The organism is Candidatus Villigracilis saccharophilus (assembly GCF_016711665.1).
This window is the reverse complement of the sequence record NZ_JADJSO010000015.1, coordinates 113,708-139,694: the sequence shown is the minus strand read 5'-3', so window position 1 is coordinate 139,694 and position 25,987 is coordinate 113,708. Positions and strand designations below refer to the sequence as shown.

The following is a 25,987-nucleotide window of genomic DNA, read 5'->3' as shown; positions in this document are numbered from 1 at the left end:
ACGAAACATCCCATGCGCCGTTATCAAATCCATATCATTCTCGCCTTCACTGTCCTGTGTCTCTTTGCCTGCATATTTCTTGTGCTTGGTTATATCCCCGCCCGCGCGTCGCTTTTGTACGGTCCGCCCGCGAGCCCGCTTTCCATTTCTGACCGCATCGAGTATTCAGCGCGGCTGCTTTGGCACGGTGATGCGCTCACAACGCCGCTTGACCCGAATGGGCTGGATCAGCCGTTTCGTATTGAGCAGAGCGAGTCCGTCTCTTCTGTAACGATCCGTCTCGCAGATTCAGGCATCATCAGCAATGCCGAGTATCTTTACGACTATCTGGTTTACACCGGTTATGACACCACACTTCAGGCGGGGGAGTACAGCTTAAGCCCCGCGCTTTCCATTATTGATATCGCGAATGAGTTACAGGATTCGACTCCTGAAGATATCACCTTTGTGATCCTGGCAGGCTGGCGGATGGAAGAGATCGCCGCTTCGCTCCCAACCTCCGGGCTGGATATTTCTCCCGAGGCGTTTCTCAGCGCCGCGCAGACTCCGCCTCAAGTCCTTGCCCTGGCATCCCCCGTCACAATGGAAGGATTCTTCTTCCCAGACTCATATCTCCTGCCGCGCACCACCAGCGTGGACCAGTTCCTTGAAGCCGTTGCGCGCAACTTCACCCAGCACATCACGGCTGACTTGCAGGCGGGCTTTTCAGCGCATGGATTGAATGTCAATCAAGCCGTGATTCTTGCCTCCATCGTCGAGCGCGAATCGATCCAAAATGCAGAAATGCCCTTGATCGCGGGTGTCTTCATCAACCGCTTGAACATCGGCATGACCCTCGGCAGTGACCCCACCATCCAATACGCGCTTGGCTACGATCCGCTCGGACAGACCTGGTGGACGAATCCGCTCAGCGCCGAAAATTTGAAATTTGACTCGCCCTACAATACTTATATTTATACAGGCTTGCCGCCCACGCCAATTTCCAATCCCAGCATGGATGCGCTGCGCGCTGTTGCTTTCCCCGAAAACTCTGCGTATTATTATTTCCAGGCAAAGTGTGACGGCTCAGGATATCACACCTTTGCCGTGACGTTTGACGAGCATCTCGCGAATGGGTGTCAGTGACAAACAAGACCTCGGATGTCTGCAAAAGTCTATTGTCTAGAAGTTGAAACTCCGCGAACAGTTTGAACCATTTGGCGAATAGCATCAACCACCAAACCAGGCTGGTCAATTTGTATTCCATGACCGCTTTTTTCAGCAACGATCATTTGGCTGTTTGAGGATAGTTGTGTCAATTCCGCTTGCAGTTCCTGCCAAGCTCTTTCAGCTTGTTTTGCCTGTTCGACAGGCATCCTCGCAAATAGATCAGGGATTCCATGCCATGACAGTGAGTGGAATATTTCCCAGCGAGTCAGTTAAGCTTAATTGCCTGTCACTCTCGCCGATCGCCGCTAACTCATCGAGATTGCTTTGAAAATATTTGGGCTGAAACCCAACTTCAAGATATGCAGTTCGTATCTCGGGCGGTAATTTCATTACGATCGGAGGCGCGGCTTTTTCTCCCATTAATTTGCCCAGCAAATTCAGCGCCCCTACTCGGGATGCCAATAACATGAACTGATACATCCCTTTTCCAGCCGCTCCCAATTTCTTCCATGCAGGCGGCATTTTTGAGTCGATGGCTTCATGTCTCGCGTCAAGCAAAATAACGCCAGCCACTTCTTCAGGATATTTTTTGACAAAAAGCCTGGCAGTGTGCCCGCCAAAAGATGCGCCAACTAAAATGTATGGTTTTTTGATTTCCGCCCTGGTCAACAAAGTATGTAATTCCGTAACGATTTGTTCACTGGTACGCGGATTGGGTCCAGATTCACTCCAGCCAAAGCCAGCGCGGTCATACGAACAGGCATTGGTAAACTTTGCCACTTCGCTTTGAACCAAAGTCCAATCCAAAGACCAACTCGCACCGCCGGATTCAAATACAATTGACGGGCTACCTTCGCCTGTGGAATAAATATGTAATTGATGACTACCAACATTTATCAATTGACCGATTGGAGGATGAGAATTTAGACTCATGAGAATCGTTTCCTCGTTTGGTGAAAATTATTGATGACAGGAAATATTTTGAACCGAATGAAACAGCATAGATTGTGTGTTCCCCATACTGAAGATCATCTTTCCATTCTCCATTCTCTACTTTCTTGCCTTTACAAAAAAAGCCCCTACGACCATCACCAAGCCTATCACCGCAAGCACCAATCCCTGTAACAAAACGGGATTAAGTAGTGCCTTCACCATCGAAGATGCCAGCTCTCCCGTGTAGTCCAACAGGATCGGCGGAAGGATGGCAGGCATTCGGTTGACAAGGATGCGCTGAAAGACCACCCCGACCACTGGCGCGCCGCTCAGCCCCATCAGGCTGGCCAATCCGCCCGTGATGAGGAAAGGAATTCCCCACCAATTCAGCCAGCTCTTGAGTGAGTTTACAGCCAGCAGGGTCATCAACAGTAATAGCCCAAGCGGAACGATCGGACTTAATCGCATGAGCAGGCGCGCATCTTGTAGTTTTTGGCGCGGATCATTTGCGGGTGGCGCGCTGATCAACGCGAATTGATCGGGGATCGCAAGCGACACCATTTGCATCTGACTCTGTATCACAGGTGTGAGGAACGGGGTCATTTCCTGCGGCGGATTGCAAAACTGGATCTGGCTGTTCGATAACAGGTCGATGGTCATTTGACCGATCTGCTGTAACGTGCAATCAGGCTGGGTCTTCAAAATCGTCAAAACCGCCTGCACTCCTGCGTCACTGACCATGGCTGTCTTGAGCGGGGTCAAAGAGACCTGCGCGGAATCTGCCTGCATATTCAAATACGCAAAGGTGGAATTTAACGCGTCATCTGCCATGGCATTGAGCACATCCTGCGGCAGCAAAGTTCGAAAGAACGCGTCCCATGCCTGTGTGCTCATGCCGCGCATCACAAGCGGGAACTGCTCCTGGTTGGTGCTTGTCGTGACCATGGTTTCCGCCATCATGGCGGGCAGTCGATCGTAAAAATTCGCGTTCGCGAATCCCTTTTGATAGGTCTCGGCGGTGAACGCCTTGCGGTCAAAGTTAAAAAAGATCAGCGCGGCGACGGCTGTGATGATGAACAGGACCGCAAAAATTGCCGCCAATGTTTTCTTGATGAGTTCCATTCGTTTTGCGCTCCTGTTCTTAACTCTGGAGTCCATCAGCTTGCTGATGGACTTTGTTACGACAATAACGTCTCGATGTAATCTTTCGTTACCGTTTCCGCACTGCCCACGCCGAGCAGGTTTAGCAGTTCATTTACCAGGTCGGCTTTAATATCCGCATCCTTGCGGCTCCATGTGCGGCTCTTGATCTCGAGGAAATGTCCCATGCCTGCCGGGTCTTTGACGTGATCGAGATTAATAAAGAACTCGGTCTCTTTATATTTAATGTGCCAGCGCAGGCGGTCTTTTTCAATTGAAACAACTTGCGACGGTTTAAAGTATTCACGATAAAAACGCGATGTATGCACAGCGGGCGCGAGGAAGCGGCTGCGTGAAAGCAAGACATCATGTCCGATCTCGCCTTCCCTTTTTTGACCGAGCAATGTCAGGCGTGAGCGCACATTTTCCACATCGCCTTTTTCGTTGATGAGATTATCTTCACGGAAGCGCAGCCGTCCCTGGGCGGGATCGTCGAACATATAGTATTCGTCATATTGATGATAATGCTTGTACGCGTTGATCTCGATCTCGGGGCGCTTCATATTCTGGACCAATTGGTCTGGTTCTGTTACCTTGACCTTGACCTGCACCTCGAAGGATTCCTGTTCCATCGAGCCGCCGAGCGCGATCAGTTTCGAGAGGATGGATTGTTCACGTTCGATCAGGAAGGCGTCTATCTTTAGCGCCAATTCACGCGCCTGTTCGAGCAGGTCAGATTCATTCAAAGTGAGTAGTTGGTGCGCGCGCATCAACCATTTTCCATTGACCATCACATCGGTCACATCGGTGGATTTGGAAGCGAATACCAATTGGGCATACGCGTTGTTCGGGTCACGATGGAAGCGCGGAGAGTTGTGAACGGGGGAGGTGTCCACCAGGATCAGGTCGGCGCGTTTGCCTGCTTCGAGCGACCCTGTCAAATGTCCGATATGAAGCGCCTGCGCGCCCATGCGGGTTGCCATCAACAGAGCGGTTGCCGCTGGGACGACGGTCGGGTCGTTGCTGGACGCTTTCGCAACAAATGAGGCCAGGCGAACTTCCTCGAACATATCGAGGTCATTATTGGATGCGGGTCCATCCGTGCCGATGCCCACGTTGAGTCCCGTCTCGAGCATTTTTTGCACAGGCGCGAATCCTGAAGCGAGCTTTAGATTTGACGAGGGGTTATGCGCGATGCCCGCATTGACATGCTTGAGCGTTTTCATTTCGCCAAAGTCAATATGAACGCAATGCGCGGCGATCACCTTGGCTTCGAGTACGCCCTGCTTTTTGATATACGGCACGACCGGCATGCCCTGTTCATTGCGCATGGTTTCGACTTCGAAAGCGGTTTCAGAAATGTGGATATGCAAAGGCACATCGAATTCTTTGGCAAGGTTTGCGCATGTGCGCAGGATCTCAGGCGTGGTGGAGTAGGGGGCGTGCGGCGCGACTGCTGGGACGATGAGCGGATGATCCTTCCACTTGATGATGAACTCACGCGCCATCGCAAGAGAATCTTCAAATGAAGGCGCATCGGGTGCGGGATATTTCATCACGCTCTGCCCGCAGACCGCGCGCATACCCGCATCGGCTGTGGCTTGGGCAATGGCATCTTCAAAGAAATACATATCATTGAATGTTGTCACACCGCTGCGGATCTGTTCCGCGCAGGCGAGCAATGTACCGAGGCGAACAAATTCAGGCGTGACGAATTCACGTTCCACAGGCAGCATGTACCCCATCAACCATACATCCAGACGCAGGTCATCTGCCAGTCCGCGCAGCAAGGTCATCGGGACGTGTGTGTGCGCGTTGACCAGCCCAGGCATGAGAACTTTTCCGCTGCAATCAATGGTCTCATTGGCGGAATATTCCTTTGTTATATCAGCCTCAGCGCCGACCGCAACAATCAGGTCATCCTTGACCGCTACAGCGCCGCGATCGAATTGGCTCAGTTTTCCATCCATGGTCAGGACGATGGCATTCGTGAAAAGCGTATTTACATTTTGAGTCATTCATGCTCCTATGATTTTTTTTGGGGCGACCCGCCCAGTACCGATCGTGTACATGGTTAATTGTGAAGGGTTGCCCCTGCGATTTTGATTATTTCTGCCAGTTCAATAAAACATTCAAGGCTTTTAAGTTCTTTTTGAAATCCGTGGATTGATGTGTGGAGAGTTCCATGTCCACGGCGATCGCGCCAAGTTCCACTGCATAGTCTGCAAGTGTGCCTGTAAACAGGCAGCCTGTATCGATCGGCGGGAAGGGATATTTTGTTTCTTTCGCAAGCGCCTTTGCAAACTCGATCGACCTGTCTTCCCAGGGTTCTCCGCCGGGGAAGACACCGAGCGCGGCGCTGTGATAACTGATCAATACTTCGACTCTGTGGTTTTGCAGGAATCCGATCACAGCGCGAGTCTCTGGCTCGGAGGCGGGACCAGCCCCGCCCGTAGTCGGACCGTAATCCCAGCATCCGTCACGGTCCCAGGTGGCTGCCCAATTCGTCGGGAAGTTGCGATTTAGGTCCACGCCGTGGTCATTGACACGACCGTCTATTCCGTGGTCGCGCGCATCGCCGTCTGGATTCATATTCCGCAGAATATAAAGCGTGACATCGGATGGTATGACTTCCGGGTTTTCACTAATATATTTTATCAATTCATCGGCAAGCGCGATCGTGTTCCATTCATAACCGCCGTGGATCCCCGCCACGATCATGCGTTGTTTTTCACCATTGCCAAAAGTATAGACTTCAATGGGACGTTTTGAAACAGAATACCCGATCACGGTCGGGCGCAGGCTGCTGTTCTTCAGCACAAAGGGCGTCAGCGTTTGGACAACGATCAGTGTCGAGCGCGGATTAGGCGTAACCGTTGATAAATATAGCGAATTCGGGTCGGGTGTATAAGTTGCTGGCAGGGCAGCTGTGGAGACAGGTTGCAACCCTTGCGGCGCGGCAAGCACAGGGTTGAGCGCCCAATAAGCGATCAGCACCAGCGCGATGCCGCCCAACCCCGCAATGTTCAATACCCAAGCCAACGTCACCCAGAACGAATCTTTGCGGCGGCGTGGAACGGACATTATTTCATTTCCTCAACCGTCATCCTCAGCCAGTTGAGTGCGAGGTTTACCGCCCAATATGGCAGGCTGCGCGGCGGACCGCCGTAGGTGATCCGATGTGTTTTTTCACCATGCGGTGTGATCATCGCCATTTCTGCTGATCGTTCTTCGGGGTTGATCGATACGCCTATGGCAAGGTCTTTTTCTGCGCGGGCATCGCGTAAGGTCTGCATCAGCGCGTCAGGTGTCAGGTTATTGAATAAAACAGCGTGCGGAATTTTTCGCGCAAGCAGTCCGTTCAAGTCAGACTCGATCGCTGCCAGGGTCCAGCCGCGTTTGGCGATCAGATCCAAGGTAACCTCTTCGAGTTTATCCTCATCCGCACCGAAGACCACGCTCCCGAGTCTTTTGCGGACCTGTGCCTCGATCTCTGCGATCATGACGTCCGCCTCGCTTTCACTTTTGGCTTTCGCGGCGATGCGCACATCCACTACTCCTGTATGCGCGGCGAGTCCAACCGTTGGGTTGCTTAGCATTTCAAGGTCTGAGATTTTCTCGTCTATCATGCCTTCGCCAAGACCCGCGCAATGAAGCACGCGGACTTTAATGACCTCGTTGAGGTTGAACCTCTTTTGAAGATATGGAATGATCGACTCATGCAGGACAAGTTCCATTTCATTTGGAACACCGGGCAATGAGATCACCGCATTCCGTGTGGTCTCTACGATGAAACATGGCGCGGTGCCAACGGGATTCCGAATCCCCAGCGAACCCTTTGGAACATAAGCCTGCCGTTTTTGATTTTCAGAAGGGGTGCGTCCGTATCGTCCGATGGTTTCCACGACTTGCTGCCAAAGGTCTTCGCGGAATTCGATTTCAACCCCTGCGGCTTTTGCAACTGCTTCACGTGTGGGGTCATCGATCGTCGGCCCCAATCCGCCCGTGGTGATGACAATATCCGCGCGTTCCATGGATTCGCGGATCGCGCTTGCGATGCGGTCTTCATTGTCGCCGATGGTGATCGTTCGGTACAAGTCCACGCCCAACCCGCGCAAAGTGCGCGCAAGGTAGCGTGTGTTGGTATCCACGATCTCGCCCAATAATATTTCAGTTCCGATTGTGATGATCTCTGCTGATGTCATTTTTATCTCGCGTATGTTTTCGCCACAGAGAGCGCAGAGATTTAAGAATCTATTCTCTGGTTTTCTTGGTGGCTAAAGATATTTCTTGAATTTATTAAACTACATTGTACTCTTGAATCATTCTGCCTTCCTCGAAGCGTTTGAGGTCAAGCATCGAAACATCCAGGCTTGAATATTTACCATCCAGAATAAACTCGCTCATTAATTTCCCCGAGATGGGACCATGCATAAATCCATGTCCTGAAAATCCCGTGCAAACGTAGAAGTCATTAATAGGGGTGCTTCCATAGATCGGGTGCGCGTCGGGGGTGACTTCATATAACCCTGCCCAGTGCGAAGCGCGCTGGGCCTTTTCCACCAGCGGCATCCGTTCAATGGCAGCTTCGAGGTTTACCAATTCAAAATCCTCATCCACATTTTGATCAAATCCGGGCTGCTCATTCTGATTGCTCATGCCGATCAGCAGACCTTCGCCTTCGCGGTGGAAATATAACGACCGTGCAAAATCAATGACGAACGGAAAATCTTGCGGCAGTTCCTTCAACGGACTCGTGGTGAACATTTGCCTGCGGAGGGGGACAAGTGGAAGTTGGATGCCTGCCATCTGGGCGATCTGCCCTGACCACGGTCCACATGTGTTTAATATCATGCGCGTCTTTATCGCGCCGATACTTGTTTGCACCTCTTCGACAGAATCTCCCTTCAAGTTGATCCCAATGACTTCCGCGCCCGTGAATACCTGCACGCCCATTTTTTGCGCCGCGCTGATATATCCCTGCACGACACTGTTTGGGTCTACGACCCCATCTTTAGGATTGAATGTGCCAGCGAGCGCATCATCAAACCTCATTAACGGTAATCGTCTGCGGACTTCATCCCCGCTTAATAGTTCGGTTGACACGCCGAGGCTGTTTTGCATTTCGACATTATGTTTGAAAACATTGACCTCTTTTTCGTTTGTGGCAACCAGCAAATATCCGCACTGCTTGTAACTGACATCCTGCCCGATCTCTTCTTTGAATCTTTCGATCATTGGCAGGCTTGCAATGGAAAGCTTGACGTTGATCTCTGTTGAAAATTGATAACGCACCCCGCCCGCGCATCTGCCAGTGGCTCCCTGCCCGAAGAAATTCTCTTTTTCAAGCAGGACGATATTCTTCAATCCGCGCTGCGCGAGATGATACGCGGCGCTGGCTCCCATCACGCCGCCCCCGATAATGACAATGTCTGCTGTAGTTGGTAGGTTCATGATCGTTTATCCAGACCCTAAAGGTTTTCAAAAAAACCTTTAGGGTCTCACGTTATTAATATTTAGAAGAAACCCGCTTTCAGCTTTCGCAGAAAACGGGTTTCAAACAAGTTTTTCTTTATTCCTGCTTATTCAACGCCGAGGTATGCCTTTTGCACCATTTCGTCGTTCTTGAGGTTCTTGGCGCTATCGCTCAGGATGATCTCGCCCGTTTGCAGAACATATCCACGGTGGGCGATGGAGAGTGCCATCAGCGCATTCTGCTCCACCAATAGGATCGTCGTGCCTTCTTCATTAAGTTTTTTGATGATATCAAAGATCAACTCAACGAGCAGGGGAGCGAGCCCCATGGACGGTTCATCCAGCAGCAGGATCTTTGGTTTGGCCATGAGCGCGCGTCCCATCGCCAACATCTGCTGCTCGCCGCCGGAAAGCGTGCCACCCTTTTGGGTGATGCGTTCCTTCAAGCGCGGGAAGAGTTTCAATACATATTCCAGATCATCTTTGAACGTGGTTAGGTCCTTGCGGACATATGCGCCCATTTCAAGGTTTTCCATCACGGTCATGCGCGGGAAGATCATGCGGCCTTCCGGGCTTTGGGCAACCCCAAGTTCTGCGATCTGGTGGGCCGGGAGCTTATGCAACTCGATCCCATCGAGCACAACTGACCCTGAACGGGGTTTGTTCAGCCCCTGAATGGTTCTTAGGGTTGTGCTTTTGCCCGCGCCGTTCGAGCCGATCAGGGTGACGATTTCACCGTCATTGACAGTGAGCGAGATCCCTTTTAAGGCGTGGATGTTGCCGTAGTAAGTGTGGACATCTTTTAATTCAAGCATGTGTGCCTCGCCTCTTATTTATGGGATGTGCCCTTGCCAAGATACGCTTCGATCACGCGTTCGTTCTTCTGAACTTCCGAAGGTGTACCCTCTGCGATCTTTTCGCCGTAATCCAGGACAGAGACGCGGTCTGAGATCGCCATCACAACGCGCATATGATGCTCGATCAACAAAATGGTCAGATCAAGCTCCCTGCGTAAGCGCTGGATAAAGTTGGTCAGATCGATCGTTTCGTTCGGATTCATGCCCGCGGTAGGCTCATCCAGGAGCAGAAGTTTGGGTTTGGAAGCAAGCGCACGCGCGATCTCCAAACGTCGTTGCAGACCATAAGAGAGGTTTTTGGCTGTTACTTCGGCGTCAGTGCGGCGAAGTCCCACATATTCCAACATGTCGAGTGCGCGGGCGCGCGCATCGGCTTCTTCTTTCATGGTTGCTTTGGTGTGAAACACCTGCCCGATCAAATTGGATGTCAGGCGACAATGCTGGCCGACCAGAACATTTTCCATCGCAGACATGTTCGCAAAGAGACGGATATTCTGAAATGTGCGTGCAATGCCCAGGGCGGTGATATCAAATGGCCGCTTCCCCGAAAGATTCGTTCCATCAAAAGTCATTTCTCCGCTGGTGGGGACGTAGACACGGGTGATCGTGTTGAAGAAGGTCGTCTTGCCAGCGCCGTTCGGGCCGATCACACTGGCGATCATGCCTTTATCAATGGTCAAATTGACTTTGTTTACGGCGGTAAGACCGCCAAATGTCATCGTAATTGCTTTTGCTTCAAAGAATGCCATGTCAGCCTCCTATCCTTTTTTCGCTTTGTTGATCATAGGAGTCTCAGCTTCGACAACAGCAACAGGTGCTTCATCTGGATGCAGCTCTGCGCGAACTTGAGAATTTGGAATCAGGCCTTCCGGTCGAACAGCCATCATGATCACCAACGTCAGGCCGAATAAAAGAAAACGATATAGGATCGGATTGGCGTTATCCTTGACTGCCAGTTGAACCACCGGGTTACTAATTGAGGGGAGAACGGTGTGCGTCAAAAGAGACGCGAGGAAATCTTTTAGCGCGGGCAGGAAAAGACGGTCAGCAGTCATGATCACAAGACCGCCCACGATCACACCGTTGATATTTCCGATACCACCCAGGATAACCACACACAATATGATGATGGACGCACTGAAATCAAACACACTGGGAAGATGCCCGCTATATACGCGGCATAAAATGCACCGGCAAAACCAGAGAATGTAGCGCCCAATGCAAATGCAGCTAATTTTGTTTTTACCGGATCGATTCCCATTTGCGCAGCGGCGAGTTCATCTTCACGAATTGCCATCCACGAACGACCAAGCCGGCTTTCTCGCAGGCGGCGGATGATAAATACCGAAAGAAGAATGATCGCTATGATCAAAAAGTACCAGGGAATTGGATTGCTCGATTCAAACTCTCCAATGAAGGGGAGGTAGGGACGCCCGATCGGGCTGATGCCTTTTTCGCCCGCAGTCAGATCTTCGTGTTCCAAAAGCGTAATACATGCCATGGATGTCTCACCGCCAAAAAGGCGGATAAAACCGGGAATGATCCAGCAGGTGAGCGGTTCCTTGATGGTTACATCGATCAAGTTTTTGAAAAGTACCGGTACGATTTCACCGAAGCCCAGGGTCACAATGGCAAGGTAATCGCCTCGTAGCGGCAGCGTTGGTGCGCCAAGCATAAATCCCCAAAGGGCGGCCATTGCGGCGGCGATCCAAATCACGATCCAAAAATTCATGAAAAGACCGTGCTGTGGTGAAGAAAGAATGCCCGTGGTATATGCGCCGATGGCGAAGAAAGCGGCATATCCAAGGTCAAGCAATCCAGCATATCCTACAACGATATTCAAGCCTAGTCCAAGGATAACAAAGATCAAGGCAAAAATGATCTGGGCTGTCCAGCGCAGGGCGGTAAGTTTATCGATAAAAGGAAATGCAACGATAAGAGCCGCGAGCAGGATCATTTTCCACTGTTGTTCCTGCTTTTCGGGGAGCCCGTGCATTCCAGCCAGTAAAGTTGTAAAGAGGACTGTGCCAAGAAAACCGATCAAGTTACCGAATATTACTATGTTTAATTGAGCAGGTTGTTTTCCAATAGCCTGTTGAACAAAGCCATTCTGATATAGGCTCAAAATCACAAGAATTGCACCAGCCGTTAATGCTGTTGGCAAAACATCTTTTGCAATTTTGAGCGGATCTTTGCGTTCCAGTTTTCCGCCAAGTCCCATACCAAGACCAACGCCCATCAAAGAACCGATCACGGCGACAGACCAGCCCCCGAAAAGGAAAGTAAGCAAACCGGCAACAATACCGAAGGTGATACCCGACCTCATAATTTTCATGGATGCACCTCTTAGGCTTTTTGCCCCGTCTGCTCACCGAGCAAGCCGGTGGGACGGAATAATAGGATAAGAACAAGGGTTGCGAAAACCAACGCGTTTGTCCAGCGGGCGTTCAGGTAGCCGTCACTGAATGAGGCCAGTAACCCGATCAGGAAACCGCCCAACATTCCACCGGTGATGTTCCCGATACCGCCAAGCACTGCCGCGGTGAAGGATTGCAGACCTGCGCGGAAACCCATGAACCACCAGGCGGTGTTGTTATACAAACCTGCCATCAGGCCTGCTGCTCCGGCGAGACCGCCGCCGATCAGGAACGTCGCAGTAATGACCCAGTCAATGTCGATGCCGAGCATTTTGGCCGCATCGCGGTTTTGAGCGGTGGCACGCATGGCTTTGCCTAATTTAGTTTTTTGAACGAAAAGATACAAAGCAGTCATGAGGATGACTGCCAAAACGATGACTAGCAGGTCTTTAATTGTTAATCGAAGAGCCAATCCGGAGGATGCAAGCAGATTAATATCCCAACCGAGACTGGTAAAAAGAATGCCGAGCATATCAGGGAAAACTTTTTGAGAAGCGCCGCCGGTCGTTCCAAAAGAAGGAACCAGCCATGCTTGTGCCGCCCACATAAGCCCAATATTTTCAATAATAAATGACATACCGATCGCAGAGATCAATGGAGCCAGACGGGGGGCATTTCTAAGCCGCCGGTAGGCGAGTCTTTCAATGGTCGCATTGAGGACCGCGCAAAAAACAATGGCAATAACCAGCGCAAGGATAAGTCCAAGGGTGATCGTGACAGGATCTTTACTTTCCAACGTCCCTGTTACCGAAAGAACTGTTAATGATGTGAAAACGCCGATCATATACACATCACCATGAGCGAAGTTGATCAGCTCAATGATGCCGTATACCATCGTATATCCCAGCGCAATAATGGCGATGATGGCGCCGTTGGATATACCAATAATTAGAAATTGAACCAGTTGAAGCGGGTTGGCTTTAATTGCGGCGTACACTACGGGAATATCCAACCCCACAATCGGACCGATCAGGAAAACAATATAAAGAACGAGCGTGGCGATGGCGAATCGCCTCCAGTTGAACTTTTTTCTGGTGGTTTCCATGGCACTCCTCTTTTACAGCTCTTCAAAAAGGATGGGGGGCGGCATTTTGTGCCGCCCCCGACTTGCGAGTTTTCGAACTATATTACTTGAAAGTACCGACGGCTACGTAAGCGCCGTTCTGAACCTGATAGAAGGTCATGTCGGTCAAGCTGGCATCGCCATTCGCATCGAAGGACCAGGTGCCGAGGGCTCCGTCAAAGTTCTTGATCGCGAATACGGCTTTGTTGATCGCGGCTCGGTCGGTGGGATCGCCACCAGCGGCGCACACATCTTCGATCGCCTTGAGGGCGACGTTCATGGTCTCATAACCGTACACAGCGTAGGGTTCGGTCAAAGCGCCGAATTTAGCGGTGTAATCTTTAACGAATTGCAAACCAGCGGGGGGCAGTTTGTCGAGGGCTACGCCAGCTACTGAAGCATAAGCGCCTTCAGCAACATCAGCACCAGCGCCGTCAATGAAAGCTTGGGTCTGGATACCATCGGGACCAGCATACTTGACGGTTTCGTTGTCGCCCATGATCGCAACTTTGTCTTTCAAAAGCTGGGAAGCATTGTTATCAACAACCATACCAACGTAGATGGCGTCCGGGGGACCACCGGCATTGCTGGTGGAGATCTTGGTCATCAAAGCTTTGTAGTCAGCGGCTTTGGGATCAATACCTTCGTGACCGACAACTGTCAAACCGATTTCCTTGGCGGTGGCTTCGAATACATCAGCAACACCCTTACCGTAGAGTTCCTGGTCGTCGAGGATGTAAACGGTGGTGGCGCCGAGGGATTTCACGAAATTGGCGGCAACTTTGCCCTGAATATCATCAGCGGCTACAACGCGGGAATATGAGCGGACGCCGGTGGGGTAGTAGGAGTCGGTTACGCCGGGGAGGTCTTTGTCAGCCTTGGTCAAGCCAGGGTTGGTGTTGGCGGGGGAGATCATGGTCAACGGGCCGGCATTGTTCAAGATCGGAATGGAAAGCTTGGCAGCGCCAGAGTTGAAGGTGCCCAAGTAGGCGATAATTGAGGGGTCAGCGGCTGCCTTGTTGGCGTTCTCAGTTTCAACCGCAGGATCCCATTTGCCGAGGGCGGCAGAGGCATCATCCCAGGCTTCGTATTCGATGGTGTATTTTCCACCGCAAGCCTTGGATTCAACCTGCTCAAGGCGCAATTGCATGGCGTTCACAATGGTTTGAGTCTGGGTCAAAGAAGAACCAGTCATGGGAAGACTGGAGACGATCTTAAGGGTGGCACTTTCGCCACCACCAGCAGCAGCGCCGCCGCAAGCCGCAAGGGCCATGCTGGCAACAACAAGCAACGAAAGTACAGCGAAGAAACGCTTAGACATATTCTTACTCCTCCAAAATTATATTAGGTGAATTCAACTTCCCGCATCTGCGGGATATAGCAAACAGCAGACAATACTTTCTATGTCAGCCTCACCTCCTTTTGGTCAAGATACCTTCATATACAAAGAAAGCCTGAAAAACCTTCCGTTACGGATTTCCATGGCTTCATTTTTCTACCTGCCTGCTTTGGGTGTCTCAAATTATTAAGTGGCAATAATAAGATGGTTTTTGTCTCTGGTCAAGTGTTGCATCATGAGACTTTTATGGCTTTTCCATGGTTGGGAAAAGCTTGCCGTGCCGCGAAATTCGCGAAACGTTGGATATCACTGAATTTTTTGATTGTTGTTGCAAAACTCGCTTGCTTCGCATTTTTCGGCTTATGTTTGCGCCACAAAAATCAAAACCTGTGATGTGATTCTGCAAAAAATATCTTGAGGTGATTATGTCTCCCACTAAACGTAACTTGTGGTCAAATTACCGATAGTAATTTGAAATTTAGTTTACTGCTTGGTTGCTTGTTGGGAATGGTAAAGCAATTGCTCGCGGATACGCAGGTCTGTGTTTCGTATTTTCATGGCAAGATCCGCGGCAAGATTGTGCATCAAACGATAGCCTAATTGAGGATATGTTTCGCATAAAATAATCAGCTTATCACGTTGTATCACAATTAACCGTGTATCTTTTTGTGCTGCCCGCGCCGAGGCTGAACGAAGTCCCTCGTCCACCAATGCCACTTCCCCAAAAGATTGACCTCTTCGGAGCAACGCCACGACGGCCTCTTTTTTTTCAGAATCTCCGGTTGCGCCGCGGTTGATCAAAATATCCACTTCACCCTGCGCGATCACATACAATTCCTTGTTGCTGCTATTTTCCTCAAAGATGATTTCACCCGCATTAAATACAACTTCCTGACATAAATTTGCAACCAACTCCAATTGCGTCGGCGTAAATTGATAAAAAATATCGCTTTGTTTTAGGAAGTTGACAAGGTTGTTCATGAGATCTATTTCCTTTTCAATATCATCTGGCTATTCATGGATGATATTCAACGCTTCTTTTCTCAAGGGTAAGCCTGGTTCAACCAATCGAGCGGATCGACCTGGATGCCATTCACCCACAACTCCCAGTGCAGGTGTGGGCCTGTCACCCGGCCTGTCCCGCCCACTAATCCGATGACTTGACCTTGTTCGATAACATCTCCAACCTGCACCTGTATTTCAGATTGATGCCAGAAGCCGCTGTACACTCCCCAGCCATGATCGATGATCGTGGCATTCCCGCGCACAGTAAGAAATCCTGCGAATACCACCTGTCCGGCTGCCGGCGCGGTGATGGGTAGTCCTGTTCCACCGCCAAAATCTATACCAGTGTGCCACCAATTTATTTTTAGATCTGTTCCCTGTCCAAGATAAACTCTGCTGGTTCCATAGAATGAGGTGGGGAAGGTGGTTTCTGCGTAATTGCTGGCAGGAGATAAAAACTGATTTGCCCAATATTTTATTGGAGTGGCTGGCAGTGTGATACCTTCCAATTGCTGCTGTTCGGGTTCTGTAACGGCGGGGTCTATCAAGAATGGATCTACGGGTAGGTTTTCGCCAGTGAGATAATTTCCTGATGTAATTGGAATGAACTGTTCATAAGATTGTTTGCTGCCGTCCGGGAGTGTCGCTTCCAACCGTATGGGATAAACGCCCGGCAGAATTAACGCGTGAACGCCTTGCAGCGCAACCTGTGTCCCATCCTCAACAGGAAAGAAATGAAGCGGGTGGTCAACGAGGGAACCTCCAAGCGTTACACCGGGATCAGTTTTAATTTTGATAACCATTGTCCCGCCTTGTTTGATCGGCAGCCCTTCTATTTCCGCAGAGATAAAAGCACTGGGGAGGCCGCTGATGGCTTGGTCGCTATTAAGACCGGCTGCCAATAAAGTATCACCTGGTATCCCATCCCATGTGCCTTGCAGTTTGTTGTAATGCGACAGGGTCCATGTGTCTGTATTATTTTTAATAGCCAGCTCCAACAGAGACTCACCGATAGTTGAGGTCATACGGGTATTCAGCGTTTGAGTCCCAGCTTCAACCGGGACGATCATTTTTGCGCCAACATGGAACTCGCTGGGGCTGATAATGCGATTAATTTTCTTAAATAAAGGCAGGGGCACCTGTGTGCGCCGTATGAGGCTGCGGAACGAGTCGCCAAAATTAATATCTTCAGTGCTAAATGTTCCTGTCACGCCTTCCAACCCGGGAATAACGAGTTGCTGCCCTGCAAAAAGCGAGTTCGCGTCTGTAATTTCATTTGCAGACATCAGATCATCTATGCTTACACTAAAGCGTGATGCGATCGAAGATAAACTATCACCTGCTTGAACTACATAGATCGGTCCCACAATACCTGCTTGTGCGTAGGCAGATTGTGGGCTATAAGTAAAAGCTGAAAATAATACGATGAGGATCAATAGCCGTTTATACATTCTTGAATTCAACCTTGTCACCAATTTCATAATTTCCCCAGCGGCTGGGGTGTATCTCTAAGGTATATCTGGCTTCTGTTTTGGGGAAGTAAGCGGGCCGCCATGATCTCGCGATGACCTTATCTACGACGGTCATTTCCGCGTTGATCCAAAAGACTGCCAGGTCAAATGGAACGAAGAACATATGAATGGAAGTATCAAGGCGTGAATCACGCTTTTCGACCAGAAGCAGTCCCTCGTCAACTTCGAGACTCGCGCGGAACATAAGACCGCGCAAGCGGCATAAAAAAGAATCACAGTATCCCACGCGTACGGGCTGGTTGATCGCTTTGGTTAGATTGTTCACTTGGATGGGGCGTGACATAGGCGATGATAATCAAGGAAAAGGGCGGCCATTCCGCCGCCCGGTGAAAAGAAATTTAGTTTTAGGATGAAGATTTTTGACCGAGGATCTTTTCGACGCTGTCGAGTAACTCCTGCGGACCAAAAGGTTTGGCGATATAGTCATCCACTTTTGCAATGTGCAAGCCAAGAACTTTATCAATGTTCTGCGCTTTTGCGGTAACGACGATCACCGGAATATTGCGTGTGGCAGGATCTGCTTTCATTTGTTGATATACTTCCCAGCCATCCATATCAGGCATCATCAGATCGAGCAACACAAGGTCTGGAAGTATTTCACGTACGAGTCGTGCGCCTTCGATCCCGCCTGTGGCGCCGTGAACATCGTAACCACGGCGACCAAGAATAAGCTTGATAAGGTCGATCATCTCAGGCTCATCTTCAATGCAAAGTATTCGCTTGACAGTTGAGTTTTCCATTTTTTGTCCTGTCTCTTTGGGCAAGTTTACCATAAAAAATTTTAAGGTTTATTATGAAGATCATTACTTGGAATGTGAACGGGATCCGTGCTGCGCTAGGCAGGCACGCGTTGGATTGGGCCTTCGCGCAGCAGCCAGATGCCTTGTGCCTGCAAGAGGTGAAGGCACGCCGGGAACAATTGAATGAAGAACAACTCTCGCAGCTGCAATTGCGTGATGTGTGGAACGCTGCGCAGCGTCCTGGCTACAGCGGTGTCGCGACCTTTTATAAGAATCAACCGCATGAGATCGTGGTGGGAATGGGTGAGGAGCAGTTCGATGTCGAGGGACGCGTCATTCAGACCGTTATGGCTGGCTGCCGTTTATTCAACATTTACTTCCCGAACGGTCAACGCGGACAGCAGCGCGTGGACTACAAACTGGCATTCTATGCTCAATTATTAAAGTTGTGCGATGATCTTCATAAAAAAGGCGAGAACATCATTATTACCGGCGATTTTAATACTGCTCACATGCCGATTGACCTAAAGAATCCCAAAGCGAATGAAAAGACTTCTGGCTTTCTGCCAGAAGAACGTGAATGGGTACAGGCTTTTTTGGATCACGGTTTTGTGGATGTATTTCGTCATTTGTACCCAGACAAAGTCCAATATACCTGGTGGACCTACCGCCTGAACGCACGTCAGCGGGGAATCGGCTGGCGGTTGGATTACTATTTAGTCTCTAAAGACCTGCTTCCGCGGGTCGAGGATGTGATCATTCATGATGAAGTGCCGGGGTCCGATCATTGTCCCGTGGAATTAGTGCTGAAATAGTTCCCAAACTGACCTGTAAGAAATGAGAGGTTGCTAGGGTCTATTCTGATACTGCTAAACAAGTACTGTAAAAAATATAATGATTTACCCAACCCCGATAGTTTTTTAGACAGTTTTCAGTTAAAAAAGGTTCGTGTTAGAGAATCATATAAAATTCCCTTTTACGAGTAGTCTAAGGGGTGGTATTGGTATAATCGAGTTCGCAAGTCATATTTGGAGGATTCCGTGAATTCCCGTAGTCAATCGATTTTTGTGTACATCCTTTTGTTCGTCGCCATCGGCGCCATGCTCTACATGGGATTCCGTCAGAATCCCAGTGCGGTTGCGCCGCTTACTATTAATGAAGTGGCAAAAGCCGTGCAGGATGGAAAAGTAGCTCGTATCATCATCGAGAGCGACGACACCATTACTGTGGTTTATACCGATGGGACAGAGGAAGAAGGCGTTGAATCTCGTAAAGAGTCAAATGCTACTTTGGTGGAACAACTTAGCAGTCTTGGCGTTACGATGGAACAACTTGCCCCTGAAAATGTCATTATCGAAGTTCGTGCTCCCTCCGTTTGGGGTGGAGTATTGAGCGGTGCGTTATATCTTCTGCCGATCTTATTTATGGGTGGCGTGCTGTGGTTTATTTTCCGTCAGGCGCAGGGCAGTAATAACGCGGCCATGTCCTTTGGTAAAAGCCGTGCCCGTATGTTCAGCGGTGAGCATCCTACTGTCACATTTGCTGATGTGGCTGGTGCGGAAGAGTCAAAGCAGGAACTGGCGGAGATCGTTGAGTTCCTTAAAGAGCCTCAGAAGTTCATTCAACTCGGCGCTCGTATTCCGAAGGGTGTTTTATTAGTTGGCCCTCCTGGAACGGGTAAGACCTTGCTTGCCAAAGCTGTTTCCGGTGAAGCCGGCGTGCCGTTTTTCTCGATCTCTGGTTCTGAATTCGTTGAAATGTTCGTGGGCGTTGGCGCAAGCCGCGTGCGTGATCTCTTCGATCAGGCCAAGCGACATTCCCCCTGTATCATTTTCGTAGATGAAATTGATGCCGTAGGCCGTCAGCGTGGAGCAGGTCTTGGTGGTTCGCACGATGAACGCGAGCAGACTTTGAATCAGATGCTCGTTGAAATGGACGGCTTTGACACAGACACGAACGTGATCATTATCGCCGCAACCAACCGTCCCGATATTTTGGACCCGGCATTGATGCGTCCTGGTCGTTTTGACCGCCGCGTCACTTTGGATCGCCCGGACGTGAAAGGCCGCGAAGCCATCCTCAAGGTGCATGTCAAAGGCAAGCCCTTGGATCCAGCCGCTGACCTTGCATCCATTGCGCGCGGCACGCCCGGTTTTGCGGGTGCTGATTTGGAAAACCTCGTCAACGAATCTGCGATTTTGTCTGCGCGCCGTAACAAGAAATCCATCGGCCAATCGGAATTGGAAGAGGCGATCGAGCGCGTGGTCATGGGACCTGAACGCAAGTCCCGACTCATCTCTGACGAAGAGAAGCGCATCATTGCCTACCATGAAGCTGGTCATGCGATCGTGGCAAATGCCATCGCTGAAGCAGACCCCGTGCAAAAAGTGACCATTGTGGGCCGCGGACAAGCCGGTGGCGTAACCTGGTTCCGTCCCGATGAAGACCGCATCCTCATGTCACGCAAGAAGATGCTCGCCACATTGGCAATGGCCCTCGGTGGCCGCGCCGCAGAAGAATTGATCTTTGACGATATTACTTCCGGCGCATCCAATGATATTGAGCAGGTCACGAACATGGCGCGTGCCATGGTCAAACGCCTCGGCATGAGCGCTGAAATGGGCACCATGTCCTACGGTCAAAAAGAAGAGATGATTTTCCTCGGCCGTGAAATTTCAGAACAACGCGACTATTCTGAGGCAGTCGCCGAGCAGATCGACCGCGAGGTTCGTAAGATCGTGGAAGATTCATATAAACTTGCCAAGGTCACGGTCAAAAAATATCGCAAACAGCTGGATATCGTTGCGCAAAAGCTTCTCGAAGTTGAATCGATCAATCGTGAAGATTTCGAACTGCTTTTCCCAGCGCCGCTTGGCAAAAAGAAGAGCGGCACCCCGCAGCCTGCATAACCTGGAACGACACAAACGAATAAATAAAAAAGATGCCCTGATTTTTGGGGCATCTTTTTTATTGTGTGAAGCTAATCCCTCTACTTGCCTTCTTTATGCTGTCTTACCAATTCACGTCTCAGGATCTTTCCAACGGTGGTCTTGGGCAGTTCGGAACGGAATTCATAGTGGGTCGGCACTTTATAGGGCGCAAGATGTTCTTTGCAGAAAGCTTTGAGTTCAGCTTCTGTCAGTGTCTCACCTGGCTTCACCACGACCCATGCTTTGACCGTCTCACCGCGCTGCGGGTCCGGAATACCGCCCACACCGACTTCCAATACTTTGGGATGATCCATGATGGCCTCTTCCACTTCTCGTGGCCACACTTGGAATCCGCCGGGCTTGATCAGCTCTTTCTTGCGGTCAACGATATAGAAGTAACCGTCTTCATCCATGCGCGCGATGTCGCCGGTAAATAACCAGATCTTTCCGTCCGACATTTGGCGCAGGCTGTTGGCTGTTTCTGTGGGCATGTTGTGATAGCCTTTCATTACTTGGGGGCCGTTGAGAACGATCTCTCCGATCTCGCCTTGTGCCATTTCGGTCTCACCATCATCCAGGCTGATGATCTTCACATCCACATCGGGCAAGGGCATGCCGATGGATCCGACCTTGTTCACGCCATTCAATGGATTACAGTGGGTACCCGTAGGCGCTTCTGAGAGTCCATACGCTTCAAATAACTTTCCGCCTGTTAATTTTTCGAATTGTTCCTTCGTTTCCCGCATTAATGGAGCAGAACCGGAGATACAAGCCTTGATGGAAGAAAGATCATATTTACCCGCCTTAACATCGGGATGATTATTAAGGCCGTTATACAGCAATGGAACACCCGGGAAAATGGATGCCTTGTATTTGCTAATGTTGACCAGTACATCCTTTAGATCGCGTGCATTTGGTACCATCACCAAACTCGCGCCCACCACCATGCCAAAGTTCATGCCCGCTACCATGCCGTACACATGGAATAGCGGAATGCCCATCAGCACGACTTCATTGCCTTCCTCCAAACCAGTCATCCAATTTTTGATCTGAAGCGTATTTGCAACTACATTGCGGTGCATCGCCACAGCGGCTTTTGGAATACCTGTTGTTCCGCCTGAATACTGGAATATTGCGGTGTCATCAGGCGACACATCTACTTTCGGTTTGGGTGAGTTGGCATGTTTCGCGAGCAGATCTTTCATCCAAACATCGCCGCTTGCCAGTGTGTCCACGTGGTCGCCTTCTTTTTTCTCTTTGAGGAGCGTGAATAATAAACGCGTGATGGGCGGCAGAGTCTCTTTGATGTTGGTAACAATGATGCGCTTAAGCTTTGATCTTTCCCGCGCGGCTTTTACCTTATCGTAAAAACGACTCATCGTGAACATGATCTCAATGTTCGCATCGTTGATCGGCATGATGATCTCATCCACAGGATATGTGGGGTTGATCGCAACCACCGTCCCGCCCGCTTTAAGGATGCCAAAATACGCGACCATAAATTGAGGTATGTTAGGTATGAATATCCCCACCCGATCTCCCTTTTTTACGCCCATTTCGACGAGAGCCGCAGCCATGTGATCGGTCTGCTCGTTCATCTCCCGATAAGAAATGACCGCGCCCTTAAATATTGTACAGGCACGGTCAGGATACTTGCGCGCAGCTTCCTCCAAAAAATGAAACAACGGCACTTTCGGGTATTCAATTGTCTGAGGCACACCTTTATCATAATGTGCCAGCCACGGACGGTTGCTCATAGTTGCTCCTCCTTCAAGGTATGAATGAAGTATATACAAACAAGAATCAAAAGTCAATCAATTGACGAATGTAATTCTCTGTTTCTTCAATAACACCATCTTTAACTTGAAACCACTTGATGTTTGCATCAGATTCCTTGAACCAGTTCGCCTGTCTGCGGACAAAATTCCGCGTCACACGCCTCATCTCGACTTTGGCCTGCTCTTCAGTCAATAAGCCTTTAACTACGCTGACACATTCTCTATACCCAAGCGCAGACATGCTCGGCAGGCTGGGGGAGTATCCATTTTCCAACAACCGCTTCACTTCGTCAATAAGTCCGTTTGCGAACATCAGGTCAATGCGTTCATCCACACGTTGATACAGCTCAGGCCGCGGACGAGTCAGTCCAATTGTGATTAGTTGATACGGCGATTCAACCTGTCCACGTTGTTCTGAAAATTTTCTGCCCGTAGTTAAAATGACCTCCAATGCGCGGACTGTTCTTCTCACATTGCGCGCATCTATTTTTGCCGCTGCTTCAGGATCAAGCAGCTGCAATCTGGCGTGTAGCCATTCCCCGTCTTTCTTTTCTAATTCAGCTCGCAGTTGCTCATCTGCGGTAACCTCAGGCGGAGTCCAACCTTCTGTCACTGCGCGGACATATTGTCCCGTACCGCCCACCAAAAAGGGAAGTTTTCCGCGTGCATGAATATCTGCGATGATCTCTTTTGCTTTTTCTTGAAAGACCGCCAGACTCAATGTCTCGTTTGGGTTTACTATATCTATTAAATAATGCGGCACGCGTGCCAACTCTTTGTTCGAGGGTTTTGCGGTGCCAATATCCATGCCGCGATAGAACAGCCGCGAATCGGCAGAGATGATCTCGCCATTCAATTTTTCAGCAAGTTGAATGGCGAGTTCTGTTTTACCGACAGCGGTCGGGCCGATGATGAGGATGAGCGGGGGCTTGGATTGCATCTTTTGGCGAAAAGCCATTATCTTTCCAGGGCAGATTCAGCAGGATTTGTCGGGTTGTAATATACCGTTACATTCGCCCCAATTGGGTAGCGGGCCGCAGTCGCATCTGCCTGACCCAAAATGCGGACATTCATAAATTGTTCGCCAGCTTTAATGGTTTGGCTTTGATGTGTCTTTCCATTTACTTCGTACTGATAAACAACAACTGGAAAAGTGGAGGTGCTGTTTCCGCTCCTTCTTGATTGCACGGAAGACATCAGCACCGTGCCTGTTGTGCTTAGCCAGGATTGAGCTGCCTGCCGCGCCGCGTTACTTTGCTGACTGCGTTTATAAAGGAAAAAGCCAACTCCGCCTAATAGCAGAATGGGCACGATGATTGTGCATGCCGCTCCTACAATACCGGTCAAAATGCCAAACCCTGAAATCAGCCAAGTTAAGTTGTCCATAAGGATCTCCTTTACGAATAAAAATATGGTTATGGATTTCTTTTTTCAAGCCAGCGTCCGATGAATCCGCAAACGATCGCAAAATCGAGACCGATAAAAATATCAAGGAAAAGATAGGGGAGGTTCAAAATACTGCGGTAGGAGAACCCGCCTTCTTCAAAGAAGATGAGCGGAAAGCCGGCGCGGGCTATATCGTCGGCGCAGAAATCCATCCCGAAAACAGAGGGCAGGCCGCAGTCGGAAAGTAGATGCGCGGCAAGCAGATTGGCGAGGATAAATAGCAGGAGTCCGATCAGCATCCCATGGAGAAATGCACGGGAGAGCGTCATCCTATTTTGAATGCTCGCGAAGCCGTTCTGTGGCTTCATCGAGTTTAATGACTTCTTCTTCAGTCAATCGCCAGCCCGCGCCGCCGGCATTATTCTCCGCTTGTTTACTATTCTTCGCGCCCGGGATCGGGAGAGCGCCTTTGCAGATCAACCAATTCAAGGCAACCTGAGCAGCGGTTTTGTTCCCATGGTCGAGTCCAATGTCTGTGATCAATTTCATGACCGGCGGAAGTTTCTTTAGCAGTTCAGAGTATTGCGAACCGCGGACGCCGGGCGGCGGATTCTCTAATGAATATTTTCCTGTCAGCAGTCCTTTTTCAAGCGGTGAATATGCGATCAAGCGAATGCCAAGTTCCTTGCAGCGCGCGAGCGTGCCGTTCTTTTCCACTTCACGGTTCAACAGGCTGTAGTGCACCTGATTGGATGCGAGTGGAATTCCATGCCGCGCCAGGGTGGTATAGGCGCGGATCAGGTGCTTCTCTCCAAAGTTGGAAACACCCACTGTGCGGGTCATACCGCGCTTGACACATTCGACCATGCCTTCCATCATCGTTTCAGGACTCATGGTCACAGACGGCCAGTGGATCTGATACAGGTCCACCGCATCCACTCCAATGCGTTCCAAACTTCCTTTCAGCGCACGCGGAATGAATCCTTTTGTGATTTTCCACGGCCACGGAAAGAATTTGGTCGCCACCAGCACGGGCTGTTCTGTTTCCTTTAAGAATTTACCGAGCAATCTTTCAGAATATCCAGAACCGTAAATTTCAGCTGTATCAATGAACCGAACGCCGAGGCTGAGCGAAACATCGAACGATTCGCGGATCTCTTTATCGGTGTGTGTTTGCCCATATCCCCAGACCAGGCGGTCTCCCCATTGCCAGGCGCCCAACCCAATTTCAATTGCGTGAAGAAAACGCGTTTCATTACTGACTTCGGTCACAGTGCCCTCCGGTTAGATTTTTTGATTTTATCTTAAAAAACCACTTTCCTTAAAAATTCGGGTTACAATTCAGCCCATTCAAAATTTGGAACTGATGGAACGCGAGACTCTACTTTTTCTCAAAATGAGGAGCTTGGAGTTTGGCGCTCCCTGAGTTCTGGGAGGTCTCCATGACACTTAATACCACCAAGCGGATCGCTGAATCCGCTTCTGACCTAAGCCGCAGGCTGGGTCTGCCCTTTTCAAATCTAGCGCTGCTGGTGCGGGCACTGACCCACCGCTCTTATGTCAATGAACACCCAGAAGCAGTGGAAGATAATGAGCGCCTTGAATTTCTCGGTGATGCTGTTTTGGATTTCATCGTTGGCGCTTGGGTGTATCAGCGTTTCCCCGAAATGCCCGAAGGCGATCTGACAAAAATGCGCTCTGCGCTGGTCCGCAATGAACAGCTTGCAATATTTGCACGCGAGTTGGATCTCGGACGCGCGCTTCGGCTTGGAAGGGGAGAGGCAGCCTCTGGTGGTCATGATCGGGATAATTTGTTAGGTTCTACTTTCGAAGCGCTGGTCGGTGCTCTGTATTTAGACTCAGGCCTGGAAACTGTAAATGCGTTCGTTGATCCGATCTTAGAAGATAGCCGCGAATCTGTTCTCAGCGAAATCCGCGACCCAAAAAGTCAATTGCAAGAATATGTACAGTCCCGCAAACTTTTACCCATTCGATATCATGTGGTCAGCACAAGCGGACCCGAGCATGCGCTCACCTTTGAAATTGAAGTTGAGGTTGCTGGTCAAATCAAAGGGCGTGGCACCGGCACGAGCAAAAGTTACGCAGAACATGCTGCCGCGCAGGACGCGTTGAATAATTTGGGTGTGAGCAAGATGGGCGCTCATTAATTCTGTCAAAAAAGTACTCAAGCTGCTTGACGGTAAATCGTAAATTCAAAATCATAAATTGGAAATCGTAAATAA

Annotated in this window: 26 protein-coding genes; 4 read left to right on the top strand and 22 right to left on the bottom strand. The window is 50.0% G+C overall.

Annotated elements, in window-relative coordinates:
* The first annotated feature begins 12 nt into the window (after positions 1-12).
* Positions 13-1,125 carry an endolytic transglycosylase MltG gene (gene mltG / locus IPL17_RS06695; protein ID WP_345306304.1) on the top strand — a complete coding sequence of 371 codons (1,113 nt, stop codon included), beginning with the start codon at positions 13-15 and terminating at the stop codon, positions 1,123-1,125.
* A gap of 29 nt (positions 1,126-1,154) precedes the next feature.
* On the opposite strand, the gene IPL17_RS06690 is transcribed toward mltG, so the two are convergent.
* The 17 genes from IPL17_RS06690 to IPL17_RS06610 form a co-directional block, all read right to left on the bottom strand.
* A complete protein-coding gene (locus IPL17_RS06690) occupies positions 1,155-1,355 on the bottom strand; it encodes a hypothetical protein (RefSeq protein ID WP_345306303.1) in 201 nt (66 codons plus the stop codon).
* 13 nt (positions 1,356-1,368) lie between these two features.
* A complete protein-coding gene (locus tag IPL17_RS06685; protein ID WP_345306302.1) occupies positions 1,369-2,082 on the bottom strand; it encodes an alpha/beta hydrolase in 714 nt (237 codons plus the stop codon).
* A 117-nt stretch (positions 2,083-2,199) separates the two neighbouring features.
* Positions 2,200-3,204 carry a hypothetical protein gene (locus IPL17_RS06680; protein WP_345306301.1) on the bottom strand — a complete coding sequence of 335 codons (1,005 nt, stop codon included), beginning with the start codon at positions 3,202-3,204 and terminating at the stop codon, positions 2,200-2,202.
* A gap of 56 nt (positions 3,205-3,260) precedes the next feature.
* Complete coding sequence (locus IPL17_RS06675; protein WP_345306300.1) at positions 3,261-5,240, bottom strand: amidohydrolase family protein; 1,980 nt, start codon at positions 5,238-5,240, stop codon at positions 3,261-3,263.
* 88 nt (positions 5,241-5,328) lie between these two features.
* Positions 5,329-6,306, bottom strand: coding sequence for a M14 family metallopeptidase (locus IPL17_RS06670; RefSeq protein WP_345306299.1), 978 nt, complete (start codon positions 6,304-6,306; stop codon positions 5,329-5,331).
* Positions 6,306-7,427: a CinA family nicotinamide mononucleotide deamidase-related protein gene (locus IPL17_RS06665; RefSeq protein ID WP_345306298.1), complete on the bottom strand. Its 1,122-nt coding sequence runs from the start codon at positions 7,425-7,427 to the stop codon at positions 6,306-6,308. Before IPL17_RS06665 ends, IPL17_RS06670 begins: the two co-directional genes overlap by 1 nt.
* Positions 7,428-7,521: 94 nt before the next feature.
* On the bottom strand, positions 7,522-8,676 hold the full coding sequence (locus tag IPL17_RS06660; protein ID WP_345306297.1) for an FAD-dependent oxidoreductase: 1,155 nt from the start codon (positions 8,674-8,676) through the stop codon (positions 7,522-7,524).
* Between the two features lie 128 nt (positions 8,677-8,804).
* A complete protein-coding gene (locus IPL17_RS06655) occupies positions 8,805-9,512 on the bottom strand; it encodes an ABC transporter ATP-binding protein (RefSeq protein ID WP_345306296.1) in 708 nt (235 codons plus the stop codon).
* 14 nt (positions 9,513-9,526) lie between these two features.
* A complete protein-coding gene (locus IPL17_RS06650) occupies positions 9,527-10,303 on the bottom strand; it encodes an ABC transporter ATP-binding protein (protein ID WP_345306295.1) in 777 nt (258 codons plus the stop codon).
* Between the two features lie 9 nt (positions 10,304-10,312).
* A complete protein-coding gene (locus IPL17_RS06645; RefSeq protein WP_345306294.1) occupies positions 10,313-10,675 on the bottom strand; it encodes a hypothetical protein in 363 nt (120 codons plus the stop codon).
* Entirely contained in the window at positions 10,630-11,889 is a 1,260-nt protein-coding gene (locus tag IPL17_RS06640) for a branched-chain amino acid ABC transporter permease (RefSeq protein WP_345306293.1), read from the bottom strand. The genes IPL17_RS06645 and IPL17_RS06640 overlap by 46 nt, the downstream gene beginning before the upstream one ends.
* Positions 11,890-11,900: 11 nt before the next feature.
* Positions 11,901-13,016 (bottom strand): branched-chain amino acid ABC transporter permease, encoded by a 1,116-nt coding sequence (locus tag IPL17_RS06635; RefSeq protein ID WP_345306292.1) that lies wholly within the window; start codon positions 13,014-13,016, stop codon positions 11,901-11,903.
* Positions 13,017-13,098: 82 nt separating this feature from the next.
* Positions 13,099-14,355, bottom strand: coding sequence for a branched-chain amino acid ABC transporter substrate-binding protein (locus IPL17_RS06630; protein ID WP_345306291.1), 1,257 nt, complete (start codon positions 14,353-14,355; stop codon positions 13,099-13,101).
* A 501-nt stretch (positions 14,356-14,856) separates the two neighbouring features.
* Entirely contained in the window at positions 14,857-15,354 is a 498-nt protein-coding gene (locus IPL17_RS06625) for a cyclic nucleotide-binding domain-containing protein (protein WP_345306290.1), read from the bottom strand.
* Between the two features lie 62 nt (positions 15,355-15,416).
* Positions 15,417-16,859, bottom strand: a complete 1,443-nt coding sequence (locus tag IPL17_RS06620; RefSeq protein WP_345306289.1) for a peptidoglycan DD-metalloendopeptidase family protein — start codon at positions 16,857-16,859, stop codon at positions 15,417-15,419.
* Positions 16,822-17,175: a DUF192 domain-containing protein gene (locus IPL17_RS06615; RefSeq protein ID WP_345306288.1), complete on the bottom strand. Its 354-nt coding sequence runs from the start codon at positions 17,173-17,175 to the stop codon at positions 16,822-16,824. The genes IPL17_RS06620 and IPL17_RS06615 overlap by 38 nt, the downstream gene beginning before the upstream one ends.
* A 79-nt stretch (positions 17,176-17,254) precedes the next feature.
* The gene (locus tag IPL17_RS06610) at positions 17,255-17,650 is read right to left on the bottom strand and encodes a response regulator (protein WP_345306287.1); all 396 of its coding nucleotides are present in this window, start codon (positions 17,648-17,650) and stop codon (positions 17,255-17,257) included.
* A 53-nt stretch (positions 17,651-17,703) separates the two neighbouring features.
* On the opposite strand from IPL17_RS06610, the gene IPL17_RS06605 reads away from it, so the two are divergent.
* Both IPL17_RS06605 and ftsH read left to right on the top strand, forming a co-directional pair.
* Positions 17,704-18,465: an exodeoxyribonuclease III gene (locus tag IPL17_RS06605; protein WP_345306286.1), complete on the top strand. Its 762-nt coding sequence runs from the start codon at positions 17,704-17,706 to the stop codon at positions 18,463-18,465.
* Between the two features lie 225 nt (positions 18,466-18,690).
* Positions 18,691-20,559, top strand: a complete 1,869-nt coding sequence (ftsH, locus tag IPL17_RS06600; protein WP_345306285.1) for an ATP-dependent zinc metalloprotease FtsH — start codon at positions 18,691-18,693, stop codon at positions 20,557-20,559.
* An 80-nt stretch (positions 20,560-20,639) separates the two neighbouring features.
* Here ftsH and IPL17_RS06595 read toward each other — a convergent pair whose 3' ends face one another.
* Genes IPL17_RS06595 through IPL17_RS06575 form a run of 5 tightly spaced genes read right to left on the bottom strand, consistent with a single transcriptional unit; the run spans position 20,640 to position 25,016 of the window.
* Positions 20,640-22,337 carry a long-chain fatty acid--CoA ligase gene (locus IPL17_RS06595; protein ID WP_345306284.1) on the bottom strand — a complete coding sequence of 566 codons (1,698 nt, stop codon included), beginning with the start codon at positions 22,335-22,337 and terminating at the stop codon, positions 20,640-20,642.
* A 46-nt stretch (positions 22,338-22,383) separates the two neighbouring features.
* Positions 22,384-23,316 carry a tRNA (adenosine(37)-N6)-dimethylallyltransferase MiaA gene (miaA, locus tag IPL17_RS06590; RefSeq protein ID WP_345306283.1) on the bottom strand — a complete coding sequence of 311 codons (933 nt, stop codon included), beginning with the start codon at positions 23,314-23,316 and terminating at the stop codon, positions 22,384-22,386.
* Positions 23,316-23,744, bottom strand: a complete 429-nt coding sequence (locus tag IPL17_RS06585; RefSeq protein ID WP_345306282.1) for a DUF3592 domain-containing protein — start codon at positions 23,742-23,744, stop codon at positions 23,316-23,318. Before IPL17_RS06585 ends, miaA begins: the two co-directional genes overlap by 1 nt.
* Positions 23,745-23,773: 29 nt before the next feature.
* Positions 23,774-24,073, bottom strand: coding sequence for a hypothetical protein (locus IPL17_RS06580; protein ID WP_345306281.1), 300 nt, complete (start codon positions 24,071-24,073; stop codon positions 23,774-23,776).
* 1 nt (position 24,074) lies between these two features.
* A complete protein-coding gene (locus IPL17_RS06575) occupies positions 24,075-25,016 on the bottom strand; it encodes an aldo/keto reductase (protein WP_345306280.1) in 942 nt (313 codons plus the stop codon).
* Positions 25,017-25,186: 170 nt separating this feature from the next.
* Here IPL17_RS06575 and rnc point away from each other — a divergent pair, with 170 nt between their 5' ends.
* Positions 25,187-25,912 carry a ribonuclease III gene (gene rnc / locus IPL17_RS06570; protein ID WP_345306279.1) on the top strand — a complete coding sequence of 242 codons (726 nt, stop codon included), beginning with the start codon at positions 25,187-25,189 and terminating at the stop codon, positions 25,910-25,912.
* The last annotated feature ends 75 nt before the right edge of the window (positions 25,913-25,987 follow it).